Raw genomic sequence first — 14,603 nt, forward strand, 5'->3', positions numbered from 1 at the left:
CGACCTCGCGTTGAGTGAGTCACATGAGCGATTCAGGCGATCTTCCCGTACGGCGGACCCGGCTGCTGGCGATTCAGGCAGAGGAGGTCCTGCCGCGTTGCGTGCCGGTCTGCAACGTGCGCGACTTCCGCTGCCGTGTCCCCGGCCTGTGGCCCAGCGGTAGGCCGAAGCGTGCGGCCGTGAACCTCAAAGGCCTGGTGTTCGGCGTCGTCATCAGCGTGCTCTCGCCGATCCCGCGCTGGCTGTTGGCACTGGGACCAAAGACCTTGATCCGCGGATCAGACCTCGACGCGGCCGCGGTGCGGTGGATGCGCGCGGCGAACGCGCCGGGCAGCACCACGTACACGCTGCTGGCCCGTGACCGGATCGCGGTGGTGGTGCGGGCAGAGTGGGACATGAAGGTCTTGTGGGAGAGCGGAATTGAACGCTTCATCGTTGTCGGCAACAAGCGGCGCGCTCGACTGTGGCTCTACTTCCCGGACGGATCGTACGTATCGATCCCGGCCGGCGAGGAGCAGCTGCGCCTCTTCGAGGAGTTCGGGCCACGGCTGGCCTGAAACGGTGGACCGCCCGTCACGGGCTGACAGGAATCGCACCCCTGTGATCCCGCCAGCCGCGTGACGTGCGGAGCCCGTCCCCAGAGTTCCCCAAGGTGAGCCGAGACCGCGCGTCAGCGCGTCCCGCTGGTCAAAACCCAACGTGACAACGCTGGAAAGCAAGGAGCGCGCACCGTGGGGGGTTTGGGGGGCTCGGCCCCCAAAATCACACGACGAGGCCCCTGTCCGCGCTTTCCGCGGACAGGGGCAACCGCCGAGGAGTTCGGAAGGCCGCGCCAGCCCCCGACCGCCGCGACCTCCCGGGGAAAGCAGTTACACTGCGCCGTCTGACTACTTTAAGTCACTCGACCCGTGCACTGCGTAGTCTTTGTTACGCCCGCCTCAGTATCGTGACGTAACTCATGTCGCGCCAGTGCCGTTCGGGTGACCTGCATCACTTCGTCAGCTCGCGTACGCCCGGAGTTTCTCGGCGCGCTCACCCTGGCGAAGTTTCGACATGACCTCACGCTCGATCTGACGCACCCGCTCGCGGGACAGCCCGAAGCGCTTGCCGATCTGGTCGAGGGTCCTGGGCTGGCCGTCATCGATGCCGTAGCGCAGCCGGATGACGTGCTGCTCACGCTCATCCAGCGTCGCGAGCACGCGACGGAGGTCGTCCTGCAGCAGGCCGGAGATGACCGCGCCCTCGGCGTCGGTCGCCTCGGAGTCCTCGATGAAGTCGCCCAACGGGGCGTCTTCCTCGGCTCCGACCGGCATGTCGAGGCTGACCGGGTCACGAGCGTGGTCGAGCAGGTCGGAGACCTTGCTCGGGCTCAGGCCCGACTCCTTGGCCAGTTCGTCGTTGGTGGCCTCACGGCCGAGCTGCTGGTGCAGGTCGCGCTTGATCCTGGCCAGCTTGTTCACCTGTTCGACGAGGTGGACTGGCAGCCGGATGGTGCGGCCCTGGTCGGCCATGCCCCTCGTGATGGCCTGGCGGATCCACCACGTGGCGTACGTGGAGAACTTGAACCCCTTGGTGTAGTCGAACTTCTCGACCGCGCGGATCAGACCCAGGTTTCCTTCCTGGATCAGGTCGAGCAGCGGCATGCCGCGCCCGGTGTAGCGCTTCGCCAGCGAGACGACCAGTCGCAGGTTCGCTTCGAGCAGGTGGTTCTTGGCCACGTGCCCGTCGCGGATCAGCGACTTGAGGTCCATCCTGCGCTGGGCAGGCAGTTGCGGGTTGGTCTCCAGCATGTGCTGGGCGAACACCCCGGCTTCGATCCGCTTGGCCAGGTCGACCTCTTGGGCGGCGGTCAGCAGTGCGGTCTTGCCGATCCCGTTGAGGTACACGCGGACCAAATCGGCCGCTGGTCCCTGTGCGTCGAGGTCCAGTTCGGCGGCTTCAGGAACATCGCGGTCAAGAGTCTGCGGGACGGTCATCGGACTCCCTCCCCCTGTCTCGGGCTGGCGGTGGCTCGTGTCACGACCTACGAACCACGGTCCCGATGGGACCTCGCTGCCCGTTGGTTGGACACTAGAGAAAACGTGAGCGGTTCGAGATTCGTTCCCGCTTTCTCAAACTGGATGACGTCACTGACGACCAACCGGTTGCGCCGCAGAGCCTGAGATATTCCTGAGAGATGACCACTGTCCACAGTGGCTGAGAAAATCCTTAGATTTCGACGAGGACAGTGAACGGTCCGTCGTTCACACTCGTTACTTCCATCATGGCCCCGAATTCACCCGTTTCTACATGGGCTCCCCGATTGCGCAGCTCACGCACAACTGCTCCGACAAGGGGTTCCGCCTGTTCGGGGCGTGCGGCGCTGATCCAGGACGGCCGCCGACCCTTACGGGTTTCCCCGTAGAGGGTGAACTGACTGACCACCAACAGTGGCGCACCGGAAGTGGCACATGACTCTTCGTCGCGCAGAATCCGGAGCTCGAAGAGTTTTCGGGCCATGATCGCTGCCTTTTCGGGCGTATCCGCCGTATGCACGCCCAGCAATACCAACAGGCCCGCGTCGATTGCCCCGACGACACGACTGTCCACAGTCACACTCGCGCTGAGCACGCGTGCCGCGACTGCCCTCACGCTGGCACCAACATGCCATGCCGGACAAGCTCATCCACCAACGGAAGCGCGGCGACGATAAGCGCGTCGGTCGGCACGCCGTGCGCCGCGGCGAGCAATTCGAGCAAGTCTCCCAACGGCAACAGACCGCGACATCCCGCTAGCAATGCGCGCACGAGTTCGTCGATCTCGTGCTGCCAACCGGGACCGTCGGTGCGGTGCAGGCGACGGACGATGGTTTCCCATCCTTCATCGCCAGGTGACGAAACTTCTTCGAGGACAACCGATTCGGCCACCTTCAAGTGCGCTCGAAGCAGAGCGTCAGGTGACGAATGCACGCGCAGCCAGTCGATCCGGTCCAACCAGCCCGCGGCTTCCTGGCCAAGCGGATCGTCGAACGCGTGCCGCAAGTCCTCGCACACGATCCGTGGTTCGCCATCAGTCCGTCGCAGCGTCACAAAACCGAAGCCCACGCCGGCGACCTTGTTTTCCGCGAACCAGTCCAGCCACGCCGAGGCCCGCGCGGAGCCTTCGGCCGAACGTGGATCGATACCCGCGTCACGCAGCCACGTGCCCACATAGAGGTCCGGATCGGCGACATCTCGTTGCACGAACCACGCGTCCACCCCGCCGGGCAGCCATGACGTGACGCGCTCTTCCCAGTCCTGGCCCGGCAAATGCAGCCACGACGCGAGCAATTGGCCCACTCCGCCGCGTGTCAGATATTCCGGAAGCGCGGCGACTACGAGCGCGCTCGCGTCGTCACCAGCGAGTCCGGAATCGCGATACGTGTAGTCGACTCGGGACGGTCCGACGACAAACGGTGGATTGCACACCACTTGATCGAACCGTCGGCCAGTCACCGGTTCGAACCATTTGCCTTGGCGCGTCTCCACGTCCAGCCCATTGATCCGGAATGTCGCGTTTGCGAGCATCAAGGCGCGGGTGGACAAATCAGTCGCGGTAATGGTTCTCGCGTGTCTGGAGGCGTGCAACGCCTGCACGCCACAGCCAGTACCGAGATCCAGGACCGTTCCAACTGGACGGCGAATGGTCGCGCGAGCCAGGCTCAGCGACGCGTGCCCGACGCCCAGCACGTGGTCCACCGGCACCTCGGAGCCGAGCTGGTCGGAGTCCAGGTCCGCGAACACCCACCACGAGCCTTGGTCGTCGGCGTAGGGGCGTACGTCCAGCCCGGCGCGTACGCGCTCGCCGCTCACCCGGACGAGTCCGGTGGCGACCGACTCCGGCCACGGCAGGACGCCCTTTACTTCCTGTTCGGGCAGTTCGTCACCGAGCAGGAAGAGTCGGATGAGCGTGCCCAGCTCGGCGCCGTCCTTGGTCGCGCGGCGGGCGGGCTCCGGTTCGCCGCGGCCAAGCGCGGCGTGTGCGGACTCACCAATCAGGCGCAGTACTCCGTCAGCGTCGTAGCCGGCGCGCTCGAAGGCGTTCCGCAGAGCGGAACAGAACTCTGGGGAAAGATCATCGGCCACCGTGGAATAATTTCACGGCTGGGGCCCCGTGTCGCTTCGGGCCCGGAGTGGCAGGATGGGGCGTGGAGGTGGTGTTGTGAACAGCTCAGCGAAGAACCCTGATGAGCGCAGCGACACCCCGGTACTGATCACCGAGGCCGCGCCGTCGTTCAACGACGAACAGGCCGCACGCAAACGCAAGTACCTGACCATGATGGGCCTGCGTCTGCCGTGTTTGTTCCTGGCGTTGATCTTCGCCCAGGTCTCGTGGTGGCTGGCGCTCGGGTTCCTGGTGTTGTCGATCCCGCTGCCGTGGGCAGCCGTGCTGATCGCCAACGACCGTCCGCCGCGCAAAGCGAAGCGGTTCAAGCGCTACAAGCACGAACAAGGCGTTCCGAGTACCACTGTGCTCGAGCGCTCGAACAACCACCAAATAATCGAGGGTTAATTCAACGGAATCGCGCCGATCCCGCTGACGACTATGCTCGCCGCACCGACGCCTGCCCGCAAAGCCGCTTCCGGTGCCGCACCGGCCAGCCATGCGGTCAGAAAACCGGCGTTGAAAGCGTCACCGGCGCCCGTCGAATCCATGCAGGACACCGATTCGGCCGGGACGGACACCGTCCCGGTGCGATCGGCCCAGCTGGCCCCAGCAGATCCAGCGGTGGCCGCGACCGCGGTGACGTAGTCGAACAGGCGATGGTCCTTGGACAGCAGCGCGAGCTCATCTTCGTTGGGCAGCAACAGATCGACGCCCTTGATCCAGTCAAGGAACTGGCCAGGATCGTGGATCAAAGCGGCCGACTGCGGGTCGACAGACGTGGTCAAGCCCTTGTCGTGCGCGGCTTTCAGCATCGCCAGACCCGCGTCCCGCGACTGTGGGTCGAGCAGGATGTACCCCGAAAGATGCAGGTGTTTCGAGGTTTCCAGCAGCTCGGGCCGTAGATCGCCGGGCTGAAGCCACGCACCCGCGCCATGATCGGGGAGCATGGTCCGTTGCCCGGTCTTGTCGACCATGATCACGACACAGCACGTCGCCGCGTTCGGATCGACCGCGAGCTCACACCGCACGCCGGCAGCCGAGAGATTGCTGAGCACCTGACGGCCAGCCATGTCATCACCGATACGCCCGACCAGTACAACGTCCGCGCCCTGCTGGGCACACCAGGTCGCGGTGTTCGCGCCCGCGCCGCCCATCGTGATCCGAACTTGGGCGGAGGTGTCGCCGCCGTAGACGATCTCGCTGTTCGGCAGCACCACCACGTCAAGGCCAGCGTCCCCGACAACGAGGATGGTCATTGACGTGCCGCCAGGTCGGCAGCGATCTGCGCGGCGAGGGTGACGTTGGACACGACAAGCGCCTCGTTGGCGTCCAAGCTCACGCCACTGCTCGCGGTGTGGAAGTGCTCAAGCAGGACAGGGGTGACGTCACGACCCTGCACGCCGCGCTCGTCGAGCAGCCTGACCCCATCGGCCAACAGGCGATCGTGCAGCTCGCGGTCCATCTCGTACTCAGCAGGGATGGGGTTGGCGAGCAGAATTCCTGAGTTCCCTGGCATGTGCAGGTGTGCGTGCACGATGTCAGCGGCCTGCTTGGCCGTATCGACCCGCCAGGGGAGCTTGTACGCGGATTCCCGCAGGTAGAAGGCGGGGAAGTGGTCGACCTGGTAGCCGATGACCGGCACCGAGCGGGTTTCCAGCAGCTCGAGGGTGGCCTCGATGTCCAGGACCGACTTCACCCCGGATGAGACGACGAGCACCGGGGTTTCGGCGAGCGCGTCGAGGTCGGCCGACACGTCCCACGAGGTGTGCTTGCCGGGAAGTGGTAGGTGCACGCCACCCAGCCCGCCGGTCCCGAAGACCTTGATGCCCGCTGCATGCGCGATCGCCGCGGTGCTCGCGACGGTTGTTGCGCCGTCTTGGTTCATGGCGATCGCCGGGCCGAGGTCCCGCTTGGAGAGTTTGACCAGTCCCTCGGCCGCACAGACCCGGTCGATCTGCTGGCTGTCGAGGCCGACTCGGATCTTGCCGTCGAGGACCGCGATCGTGGCCGGGATCGCCCCTGCCTCCCGTACGACGGTTTCGAGGCGCTCGGCCACCTTGCGGTTACGGCCGGGCGGCAAACCATGGGAGAGGATCGTGCTTTCCAGGGCGACAACACCCTGACCCGCCGCGAGCGCGGCGCGTACTTCGTCAGCGATGGCGATACTGGTCACGGACGCATTCTTTCCGGGCGGGCAGCCAAAGGTCCACTCGCGTCCGCCCGTTGGGGCAGTGGCCACTGCCCCAACGGTTCGCGATTACTTTGTGGCGTCGATGACGAACGTGCGTCCCAGAGCAAGTAGCACGTGGTCGGCGGTGAGCAGGTCGAGCCCGAGTAGGCTGGCCTGGGCGATGATCAGCCGGTCGAACGGATCGTGACGAGCCAGTTCCGGGAACGCTGTCAACGCTTCGGCGTGCTCACCCGTGATCGGCAGGATCGTCAGGCCTTGCTCGACAAGCAGATCACTGAATTTGTCCGGAATCGTGAGCTTGCCGAGCATCGACTTGATCGTGAGTTCCCACACGGTGGCCGCCGACACGTGTACTCCGTCAGCGGCCAGTATCCGTTCGCGCGCAAGCTTTCCGAGCTTCGGACTGTCGTCGAGCAACCACAGCGCGACCTGGCTGTCAAGAAGCAGCACTGTCGTCACCGTAGAACATCTTCTGGATATCCGGATCCGTGCCGGTGAACGCGTTGTCGTCGTAGCTCAGCTCCCCTTTGAGCCCGCCGATGACGACCGGAGTGCGTTGGTGCGGAACAAGATCGGCGACCGGCTTGCCTGCCTTGGAGATGACCACACGCTCACCGTTCGCGACCGCTTCGAGCAGTCGGGACAGATGAGTCTTCGCCTCGTGGATGTTGACGTTTACGGTCACACCCGTATGGTACCTAGCTAGACTTAGCTAAGTCCAGCTAGGGTTATGTCTAATCGAAGATCGCCCGTGGCCTGGCTACTTCACGCAGCCATCCTTCGATTTGCTGTTCCCAGTTCGTTGCCCCGGCCTTGGCGTAGTCCACCGGGAAAGCTCCGATGAACGGACGACCCTGCGGCCCAAGCCCGCTGCCCTTGCCAACCCGGACCTTCTTCTGCACGTCCAGCACGACCTGCATGCCGGACGACCCGGCAAGGAAAGTCACCGCGACCTCAAGGAACGCCTGCGCGAAAGCGGGACTCGGGGCGAACCGGATCTCCTGGTAGAACGGCAACTGCTGATCAAGCCCAGTGATCTTGTTCTTCTCCAGCGCGCCAGCCCGGAACTGGAATCCCAGCCTCGCGAAGGCATCGAGAATCCGGTGCTGAGCAGGCAGCGGCTCGATCGCGATCGCGTCGATGTCCTGTGGATCGACCATGGATCCGCCGAGGTCGAGCACGGTTTGCAGGCCGATCGCCATCCCCGTCAGGTGCTTGCCGAGCACTGTCGTGATCGGGGTTTCCCACGGCAGATGCACCTCGAAGGGCACCGTCAGCGTCTGCCCGGCCCGCACCATCGCGTTGCTCGCCAGGTTGATGTTCTGGAACGGCATGTCCACCAGTGACACGTCCCCGCGCACGTCGGCTTGTTCGACCCTGGCGAGCAGGGTCACGCCCAGTCCTTGCACTTCTTGATCAACCTGGCCGCCGACCAGCATGATCTGGCCGCGTAATGGCCCGCCTGGCCGGACGTTGTGGTCGAGCAACTGCGCGTCGACCTTGGCACCGCCCTGCCCGAAACTCGCCAGCACCTTGGAGAACATGCGCGCATCTAACCAGGATCGCCGGAGCTTTGATGCAGAATTGGTGTCGTGAGTACCTCCACCCAGACGCTGCCTGATGTCGACACCCGTGATCAGACGAGTGACGACACCCCGAAGATGTTCCACTACGTGCAGAAGAACAAGATCGCCGAGAGTGCCGTGATGGGCACCGTGGTGGTCGCGCTGTGCGGCGAGGTGTTCCCGGTGACCCGCTCACCGAAGCCGGGCTCGCCGGTCTGCCCCGAGTGCAAGCGCATCTTCGACACGCTGGACCCGGGCAAAGACTCCTAGATCTTGATGCCGTGAAGGTCGCCCTTGCTGCATTCAACGCGTCAAGGGAGGCCCTCGCGCGTCTAACGCCGCGAGGGTGACCTTCACGGCAAATCAGTCCACGCCTGCCGGGATGCGCGGTTCTGATGCAGGTGCCCGCTTGGCGTCGCGGCGGTTGCGCGACCGCTCCTTGACCCGCTCGACCATCGTGTAGAGCGTCGGCACGAGCACTAGCGTCAGCAACGTCGAGCTGACCAGGCCACCGATCACGACCAGCGCGAGCGGCTTGCCGATGAACGCGCCCTCGCCGGTCACGCCGAGCGCCATCGGCGCCAGCGCGAAGATGGTCGCCGCCGCGGTCATCAGGATCGGCCGCAGCCTGCGCCTGCCGCCCTCGATCACCGCCTCCTGAATCCCCATTCCTTGCCTGCGGTACTGGTTGACCAGGTCGATCAGCACGATCGCGTTCGTCACCACGATGCCGACGAGCATCAGCAACCCGATCATCGCGGGCAGGCCGAGCGCGGTGTCCGTGATGAGCAGCAGGCCGAACGCGCCGGTCGCAGCGAACGGGATGGACACCAGCAGGATCAACGGCTGTACGAAGCTGCGGAACGTGGCCACCATGATCGAGAACACGATCACGATCGCCGCGAGCAGCGCGAGCCCGAGGTCAGCGAACGCTTCCTGCTGATCCGCGCTCACGCCACCGATCGCGTACGTCGCACCGCCGCTGAGCGTGAGGCCCTTCAGCGCCGCGTCCAGCTCCCGGTTCACCGTGCCGAGGTCCTTGCCGACCGGCTTCGCCGTCACATTCGCGCTGCGCTGGGAGTCACTGCGCTTGATCACCACCGGGCCCTCGACCGTCCGCACCTTCGCGATCCGCTCGAGCGGCACGATTCCGGTCGGTGTGACCAGCGGCAACGCCCTGATCGCGGCAACATCCCGTGGCGGCGTGCCCGATCGCAGCACGACCTGCTGACGCTCGCCCGCGATGGACACTTCAGCGACCGGGAACCCGGCGATCGCCTGGCTGGCCAGTTGGCCAACCGCGTCCGCGGTGAGCCCGGCCGCGGCGGCGGCACGCTCGTCCACATCGATCTGTACGCGGGGCGCGCTCACGGCCAGATCGCTTGTCACCTCGGACAATCCGCCGACGCCCGCTAGCTTCTGACGTACCTGCTCAGTCGCCGCACGCAATGCCTCGTCGGTCGGCGCGTTGACGGTCACGCTCACGTTGCTGCTGCCGAAACCGCTTGCCTCGGCACCGATTTTGACCTCGCCGATGCCCGGGCGGCTGGCCAGCTCCCCGGTGAGTTTCTGTTCAACGGCCTTGGTGTCGCTGCCTTTGCGCAACGTCACCTGGTAGCGGTTGGCCGAGGAGACCTGGCCGGTGAAGCCCGGTTCCGAGCCGATCGTGACCTGGTAGGCCTCGACCTCGCTTGTCGACGCCAGCACGCTCTCGACCTTCTTCGCCGCCTCGTCGCGGGTGGCGATACTGCTGCCGGGCGCCAGGGTCTGGCTGATGTTCACGCTGTTCGAGCCGGAGTCGAGGAAGTTGGTGTCCAATCTGGACAGTAGGCCGAACGTGCCGCCCAGTATCACCAAGGCAATCAGCAACGTCGTCCACCGGTACTTCGTGGCGAACCCGATCACCGGCACGTAACCGCGCTGCATCACGCTGCGCCGTTCCTTCTCATCGGCGCGCTCACGGATCGCGGCGGCGTCCTCGTCTGCCTTGGGCGGCTTGAGGAACCAGTACGCCAGCACCGGCACGATCGTCAGCGAGACGAGCAGGGAAGCCAGTAGCGCCACCGTGATCGTGATGGCGAACGGCGAGAACAGCTGCCCGGTCAAGCCGCCGACGAACGCGATCGGCAGGAACACCGCGACCGTGGTCAGCGTGGACGCGGTCACCGCGCCAGCGACCTCGCGCACGCCGTCCAGCACCGCGCGTTGTTTGCCTTCGCCGTACGCCAGATGCCGTTTTATGTTCTCCAGCACCACAATCGAGTCGTCGACCACGCGGCCGACCGCGATTGTCAATGCGCCCAACGTCAACAGGTTCAGCGACAGGTCGCCGGTCCACAGCGCCAGCAGCGCCACGAGCACCGACAACGGGATGGACACCGCGGTGACCAAAGTGGACCGGACGGACAGCAGGAACAGCAGGATCACCAGCACCGCGAACCCGAGACCGAGCAGGCCCTCGGTCGTCAGGCCGTTCACCGCTTCCTCGATGTACGGGCCCTGGTCGAAGATCACGGTCAGCTCGGCGCCGGTCGTCTGCCGCAGGCTGGTCAGCTTGTCCCGCACTGCCTTGGAGATGTCGACCGCGTTGCCGTCGGTGGTCATCATGATCGCGATGCCGAGGCTCGGCTTGCCGTTGGTCCGTGTCACCGAGGTCGCCGATGTCGCAGTGGCCAACTGCGATTCAACTGTCGCGACGTCCGCGAGCCGGACCGGTTGACGCTGACCGGCCAAGTACATGTTCCGCAAGGAATCCACGGACTCCAGTTGCGCGCCGACCTGAACGGTCAACGTCCGGTCGCCGTCGGTGAGCGCGCCTGCCGGAACCGGTTTGCCGACCGATTGCAGCGCCGATATCAACGCGGCCGGTTGCACTCCGGCGATCGCGAGCTTGGCGTAATCCAGCGTGACCGTGACTGTTTCCTTGGCGGCGCCGGTGACGTTGACGTCACGCACGCCTGTGATCTTCTTCAGCTCTGGTACTGCTTCCGCGGCCAATTGGTCCGCGAGCTTCTGCTGATCCCCGGTTGTCCCCGCGGCGAGGACGACCGCGGGGAAGTCCGATGTGCTGCCCGCGGTCACGGTCGGCCGGATGTTCTGGGGCAGTTGCGTGCCGAGCCGGTTGATTGCCTGCTGCATACGGTCGACCGCGCGGTCCATGTCCGTGCCGAACCTGAACCGCGCCACGATCGACGCCACACCCTCGGCCGAGTCGGAGCTGACCTGCTCAAGGCCTTCGACGCCCTGCAGGCTGCTCTCGATCGGCTCGGTCACCTGTGCGGCGACCGCGTCCGGCGCCGCGCCGGGATACGGCGCCACGATCACCGCGGTCGGCGGCTGGATCGAGGGGAACAGCTGCTGCTTGAGCGACGGCACGGCGAAGACGCCGAACCCGATGACGGCGAGCGTGATCAGGGCGATCAGGCTCCGGTTGGCAAGACTTAATCGCGCGAGCGACCACACGTGACTTCGACCCCTCCGGCAAATGTGCGGAGCCTGCGTCCGGCGACGGGTTGCCCTCCCGCGCGGGCGCAGGCTCCTGCGAACACATCGCCCGGTGCCCCTGGGGCGATGTCCCAGAGCCTGTCACAGGCCGCGCCGGTGAGCATGCACCTATGGCGTGACTTTCGAGTCGTCCCTAGGGATGAGTTCTCGTTGGCCGGGAGGATGACTCCGTCCGGCCGAGCTCCGGCGCCCTGGTGTTGTCACTGTTGTTGGTGGTGGTGCGGGTTTTCTCGGAGCGGATATGCTCGGCGACGCGTTCCATCTCCAGCCGCCGCCACCGGCGTCGCTGGCGCCTGGTCATCTTGGCAGGCCACAACTCCTGGATCGCGGCGTTGAAATGAGCGCCGAGCACAATGGCGAACCCGATGAAGAAAGTGAACAGCAGCAGCGCGATCGGCGTGGCGAGCGCGCCATACGTGTAGCCGGTCGTGGTGATCCACGCGATGTACAAGCGCAGCAGGCTGCTCGCGAGCATGAACACCACTACCGCGAGCACGGCGCCAGGCAAACCACGGTGCCACGGCAGTTTCCGCGGCAGCGCGAGCTTGTACAACGTCGTTACCGCGAGCAACGCGAGAATTCCGAGAGTGGGGTAGTACAACAGGTCCACGTAGAACGAGACCTGTTCGCGCCACGACGACGGGAAGAAGTTCGGCAGGATGTCCGGGCCGAGAGCCAGCAGCGGCAGCCCGATGATCAAGCCAACCAAGCTGATCATGTACAGCAGGAGCGCGAAGATCCGCTGCCACACTGGGTTACGCACGGTGTACTGCTCGTGCGCGGACGTGATCGCGTCGACGAACGACGCCATCGCGGACGACCCGGCCCACAGCGAGATCAGGAAACCGATCGACACGACCTCGCCACGCCCGGTGCGCAGGATGTCGTCGACCGTCGGCGTGACGATGTCGCGGACCACGTTGTCGCTGAAGATCGTGAACGAGAAACCGACGATCCGGTCCTGGACCTCGTCCAGGATGTGCGGGCCGAACCAGCCGGAGATGTAACCGAGGCTGCCGAGCAGACCGAGGAGAAGCGGCGGAAGCGAGAGCGTCTGCCAGAACGCGGCTTCGGCGGCCTCGGAGAAGATGCTGCCGTTCCACGCCCGTTTGAAAGTGCGTTTGACCAGCCCACCAGGACCCCGGCGCGGTGCAACGCCGTTGGTCGGAGGCGGATGCTGGTCGCTCATGCCTGCCTTTCGCTGTGGTTACCTTCGTCGCATGAGCGAGTTCACTGTGTCGATGATTCGCTCGCAAGCTCGCTCATGGCAGCCAAGCATGGTCCATGGACGGTGATTTAGCCGACTCGACCCGCCTGCCGAGCAGTGACCGCGCGGCACGCGCGGCGGCCGGAAGGTAGGCTGGCGAAGCCCTCAACGAGTCCAGCGGGACACGCCCTGAGGGCATTCGTGCGAGAAAGGAGCCGAGAGTTTCCGTGGTAGCGCCCGACTACGCACCCCCGGCCCCGCCCCCGTCACCCGCTCAGCGGCCCCTGCGCGCATGGCAGCGGCGTGCGATCACGAAGTACCTCGCGGCCAAGCCGAAGGACTTCCTCGCGGTGGCGACGCCCGGCGCGGGAAAGACGGTGTTCGGCCTGCGGCTGGCCCTGGAACTGCTTGCGGACCGGACGGTCGAGGCGGTGACGATCGTTGCGCCGACCGAGCACCTGAAGCACCAGTGGGCCGAATCGGCGACCAACTTCGGCATCCCGATCGACTCGAACTTCACCAACGGCCAAGGCCAGACCTCACGCGACTACCGAGGCGTGGCGGTGACGTACGCCCAGGTCGCGGCCCACCCAACGCTGCACCGCGTGCGCACGGAAAACCGCAAGACCCTGGTGATCCTCGACGAGGTCCACCACGGCGGCGACGCGAAATCCTGGGGCGACGCGATCCGCGAAGCCTTCACCCCAGCAGTACGACGCCTGCAGTTGACCGGAACACCGTTCCGAAGCGACGACTCGCCGATCCCGTTCGTCAACTACGAACCGGACGCAGGCGGCTCGATGCGCAGCGTCTCCGACCACACGTACGGCTACGCCGACGCGCTGCGTGACGGCGTCGTGCGCCCGGTCATCTTCATGGCCTACTCCGGCGAGGCGTCCTGGCGCACAAACGCGGGCGAGGAGTTCACTGCGCGCCTCGGCGAACCAATGACGCAGGAACAAACCGCACGCGCGTGGCGTACCGCGTTGGACCCCACCGGCGAATGGATGCCCGCGGTCCTCAACGCGGCGGACGTCCGGTTGCGGCAGCTACGCGCTGGTGGTGTCCCAGACGCGGGCGGTCTCGTCATCGCCTCAGACCAGACAACGGCCCGCGAATACGCACGGATCTTGCACAAGACAACCGGCGACGAACCGACGGTCGTGTTGTCGGACGACCCGAAGGCCTCAGGCAACATCAAGAAGTTCGCGGAGTCCGATGACCGCTGGATGGTCGCGGTCCGCATGGTGTCCGAAGGCGTGGACGTACCCCGGCTAGCGGTGGGCGTGTACGCGACCAGCGCGTCAACCCCGCTGTACTTCGCGCAGGCGATCGGCCGTTTCGTGCGCGCACGGCGCCAGGGCGAAACCGCGAGCGTCTTCCTGCCCAGCGTGCCCGTGTTGCTCGAACTCGCCAGCCAGATGGAGGTGCAGCGCGACCACGTCCTGGGCAAGCCGCACCGCGAGAAAGACGGCTGGGACGACGAGCTCTTGGCGGCAGCCAACCGAACTGAGGACGAACCAGGCGAGGAAGAGAAGGCCTTCACCTCACTGGGCGCGTCGGCCGAGCTCGACCAGGTCATCTACGAAGGCTCATCCTTCGGCACGGCAGCGGGCGTCGGTTCGGAGGAAGAACAGGACTACCTGGGCCTGCCCGGCCTGCTGGAACCCGAACAGGTCCGGACCTTGTTGCAGCAGCGGCAGGAAAAGCAGCTCGCGACCCGCTCACGCAGGCACGCCGAGCAGGCCAACCGGCCCGCGGCACCCGCCGAGAACCGCCCGCAAACCGTGCAGGAACGCCTGAACGGGCTGCGTAAGGAGCTCAACACCCTCGTCGCGATGTTCCACCACCGCACAGGCAAGCCACACGGCGTGATCCACGGTGACCTCCGGCGGCAATGCGGCGGCCCGCCGACGGCGATGGCATCGGTCGAACAACTCGAGGAACGCATCGCCACCCTGCGCTCCTGGTGAGCGACGGGCGAGGCTCCGAAACCGTTGGCGACGCCATC

General features: G+C 65.6%; 14 protein-coding genes. 4 read left to right on the top strand and 10 right to left on the bottom strand.

Translation table 11 applies throughout. From position 1 onward, the window contains the following. Window positions 1-23: 23 nt before the first annotated feature. The gene (locus LWC34_RS43550) at window positions 24-557 is read left to right on the top strand and encodes a hypothetical protein (protein WP_233731173.1); all 534 of its coding nucleotides are present in this window, start codon (window positions 24-26) and stop codon (window positions 555-557) included. A 441-nt stretch (window positions 558-998) separates the two neighbouring features. On the opposite strand, the gene LWC34_RS43555 is transcribed toward LWC34_RS43550, so the two are convergent. The 3 genes from LWC34_RS43555 to LWC34_RS43565 form a co-directional block, all read right to left on the bottom strand. Further along, on the bottom strand, window positions 999-1,976 hold the full coding sequence (locus LWC34_RS43555) for a sigma-70 family RNA polymerase sigma factor (RefSeq protein ID WP_233731174.1): 978 nt from the start codon (window positions 1,974-1,976) through the stop codon (window positions 999-1,001). A gap of 232 nt (window positions 1,977-2,208) precedes the next feature. Then, the gene (dtd, locus tag LWC34_RS43560) at window positions 2,209-2,631 is read right to left on the bottom strand and encodes a D-aminoacyl-tRNA deacylase (RefSeq protein WP_233731175.1); all 423 of its coding nucleotides are present in this window, start codon (window positions 2,629-2,631) and stop codon (window positions 2,209-2,211) included. Next, entirely contained in the window at window positions 2,628-4,103 is a 1,476-nt protein-coding gene (locus LWC34_RS43565) for a N5-glutamine methyltransferase family protein (RefSeq protein WP_233731176.1), read from the bottom strand. The genes dtd and LWC34_RS43565 overlap by 4 nt, the downstream gene beginning before the upstream one ends. A gap of 55 nt (window positions 4,104-4,158) precedes the next feature. Between LWC34_RS43565 and LWC34_RS43570 the strand changes: the two genes are divergently transcribed. Then, on the top strand, window positions 4,159-4,530 hold the full coding sequence (locus LWC34_RS43570; RefSeq protein ID WP_233731177.1) for a DUF3099 domain-containing protein: 372 nt from the start codon (window positions 4,159-4,161) through the stop codon (window positions 4,528-4,530). Here the strand turns inward: LWC34_RS43570 and LWC34_RS43575 are convergent. From LWC34_RS43575 to LWC34_RS43595, 5 genes are all read right to left on the bottom strand, one after another. Further along, window positions 4,527-5,381, bottom strand: coding sequence for a carbohydrate kinase family protein (locus LWC34_RS43575; RefSeq protein WP_233731178.1), 855 nt, complete (start codon window positions 5,379-5,381; stop codon window positions 4,527-4,529). The two genes, LWC34_RS43570 and LWC34_RS43575, sit on opposite strands and share 4 nt — an antisense overlap. Continuing rightward, a complete protein-coding gene (locus tag LWC34_RS43580) occupies window positions 5,378-6,298 on the bottom strand; it encodes a pseudouridine-5'-phosphate glycosidase (protein WP_233731179.1) in 921 nt (306 codons plus the stop codon). The genes LWC34_RS43575 and LWC34_RS43580 overlap by 4 nt, the downstream gene beginning before the upstream one ends. 84 nt (window positions 6,299-6,382) lie before the next feature. Then, window positions 6,383-6,766 (bottom strand): type II toxin-antitoxin system VapC family toxin, encoded by a 384-nt coding sequence (locus LWC34_RS43585; RefSeq protein WP_233731180.1) that lies wholly within the window; start codon window positions 6,764-6,766, stop codon window positions 6,383-6,385. Beyond that, on the bottom strand, window positions 6,753-7,001 hold the full coding sequence (locus LWC34_RS43590) for a type II toxin-antitoxin system Phd/YefM family antitoxin (RefSeq protein ID WP_233731181.1): 249 nt from the start codon (window positions 6,999-7,001) through the stop codon (window positions 6,753-6,755). Before LWC34_RS43590 ends, LWC34_RS43585 begins: the two co-directional genes overlap by 14 nt. A gap of 49 nt (window positions 7,002-7,050) precedes the next feature. Beyond that, window positions 7,051-7,860, bottom strand: coding sequence for a sporulation protein (locus LWC34_RS43595; protein WP_233731182.1), 810 nt, complete (start codon window positions 7,858-7,860; stop codon window positions 7,051-7,053). Between the two features lie 48 nt (window positions 7,861-7,908). On the opposite strand from LWC34_RS43595, the gene LWC34_RS43600 reads away from it, so the two are divergent. Then, entirely contained in the window at window positions 7,909-8,151 is a 243-nt protein-coding gene (locus LWC34_RS43600; RefSeq protein ID WP_308200221.1) for a DUF3039 domain-containing protein, read from the top strand. Window positions 8,152-8,244: 93 nt separating this feature from the next. Here the strand turns inward: LWC34_RS43600 and LWC34_RS43605 are convergent, their stop codons facing one another. After that, window positions 8,245-11,343 carry an efflux RND transporter permease subunit gene (locus tag LWC34_RS43605; RefSeq protein ID WP_233731183.1) on the bottom strand — a complete coding sequence of 1,033 codons (3,099 nt, stop codon included), beginning with the start codon at window positions 11,341-11,343 and terminating at the stop codon, window positions 8,245-8,247. Between the two features lie 175 nt (window positions 11,344-11,518). Beyond that, window positions 11,519-12,574, bottom strand: a complete 1,056-nt coding sequence (locus LWC34_RS43610) for a YihY/virulence factor BrkB family protein (protein WP_233731184.1) — start codon at window positions 12,572-12,574, stop codon at window positions 11,519-11,521. 245 nt (window positions 12,575-12,819) lie between these two features. On the opposite strand from LWC34_RS43610, the gene LWC34_RS43615 reads away from it, so the two are divergent. After that, window positions 12,820-14,565: a DEAD/DEAH box helicase gene (locus LWC34_RS43615; protein ID WP_233731185.1), complete on the top strand. Its 1,746-nt coding sequence runs from the start codon at window positions 12,820-12,822 to the stop codon at window positions 14,563-14,565. The last annotated feature ends 38 nt before the right edge of the window (window positions 14,566-14,603 follow it).

Source organism: Kibdelosporangium philippinense (genome assembly GCF_021390435.2).
Classification (GTDB): Bacteria; Actinomycetota; Actinomycetes; order Mycobacteriales; family Pseudonocardiaceae; genus Kibdelosporangium; species Kibdelosporangium philippinense.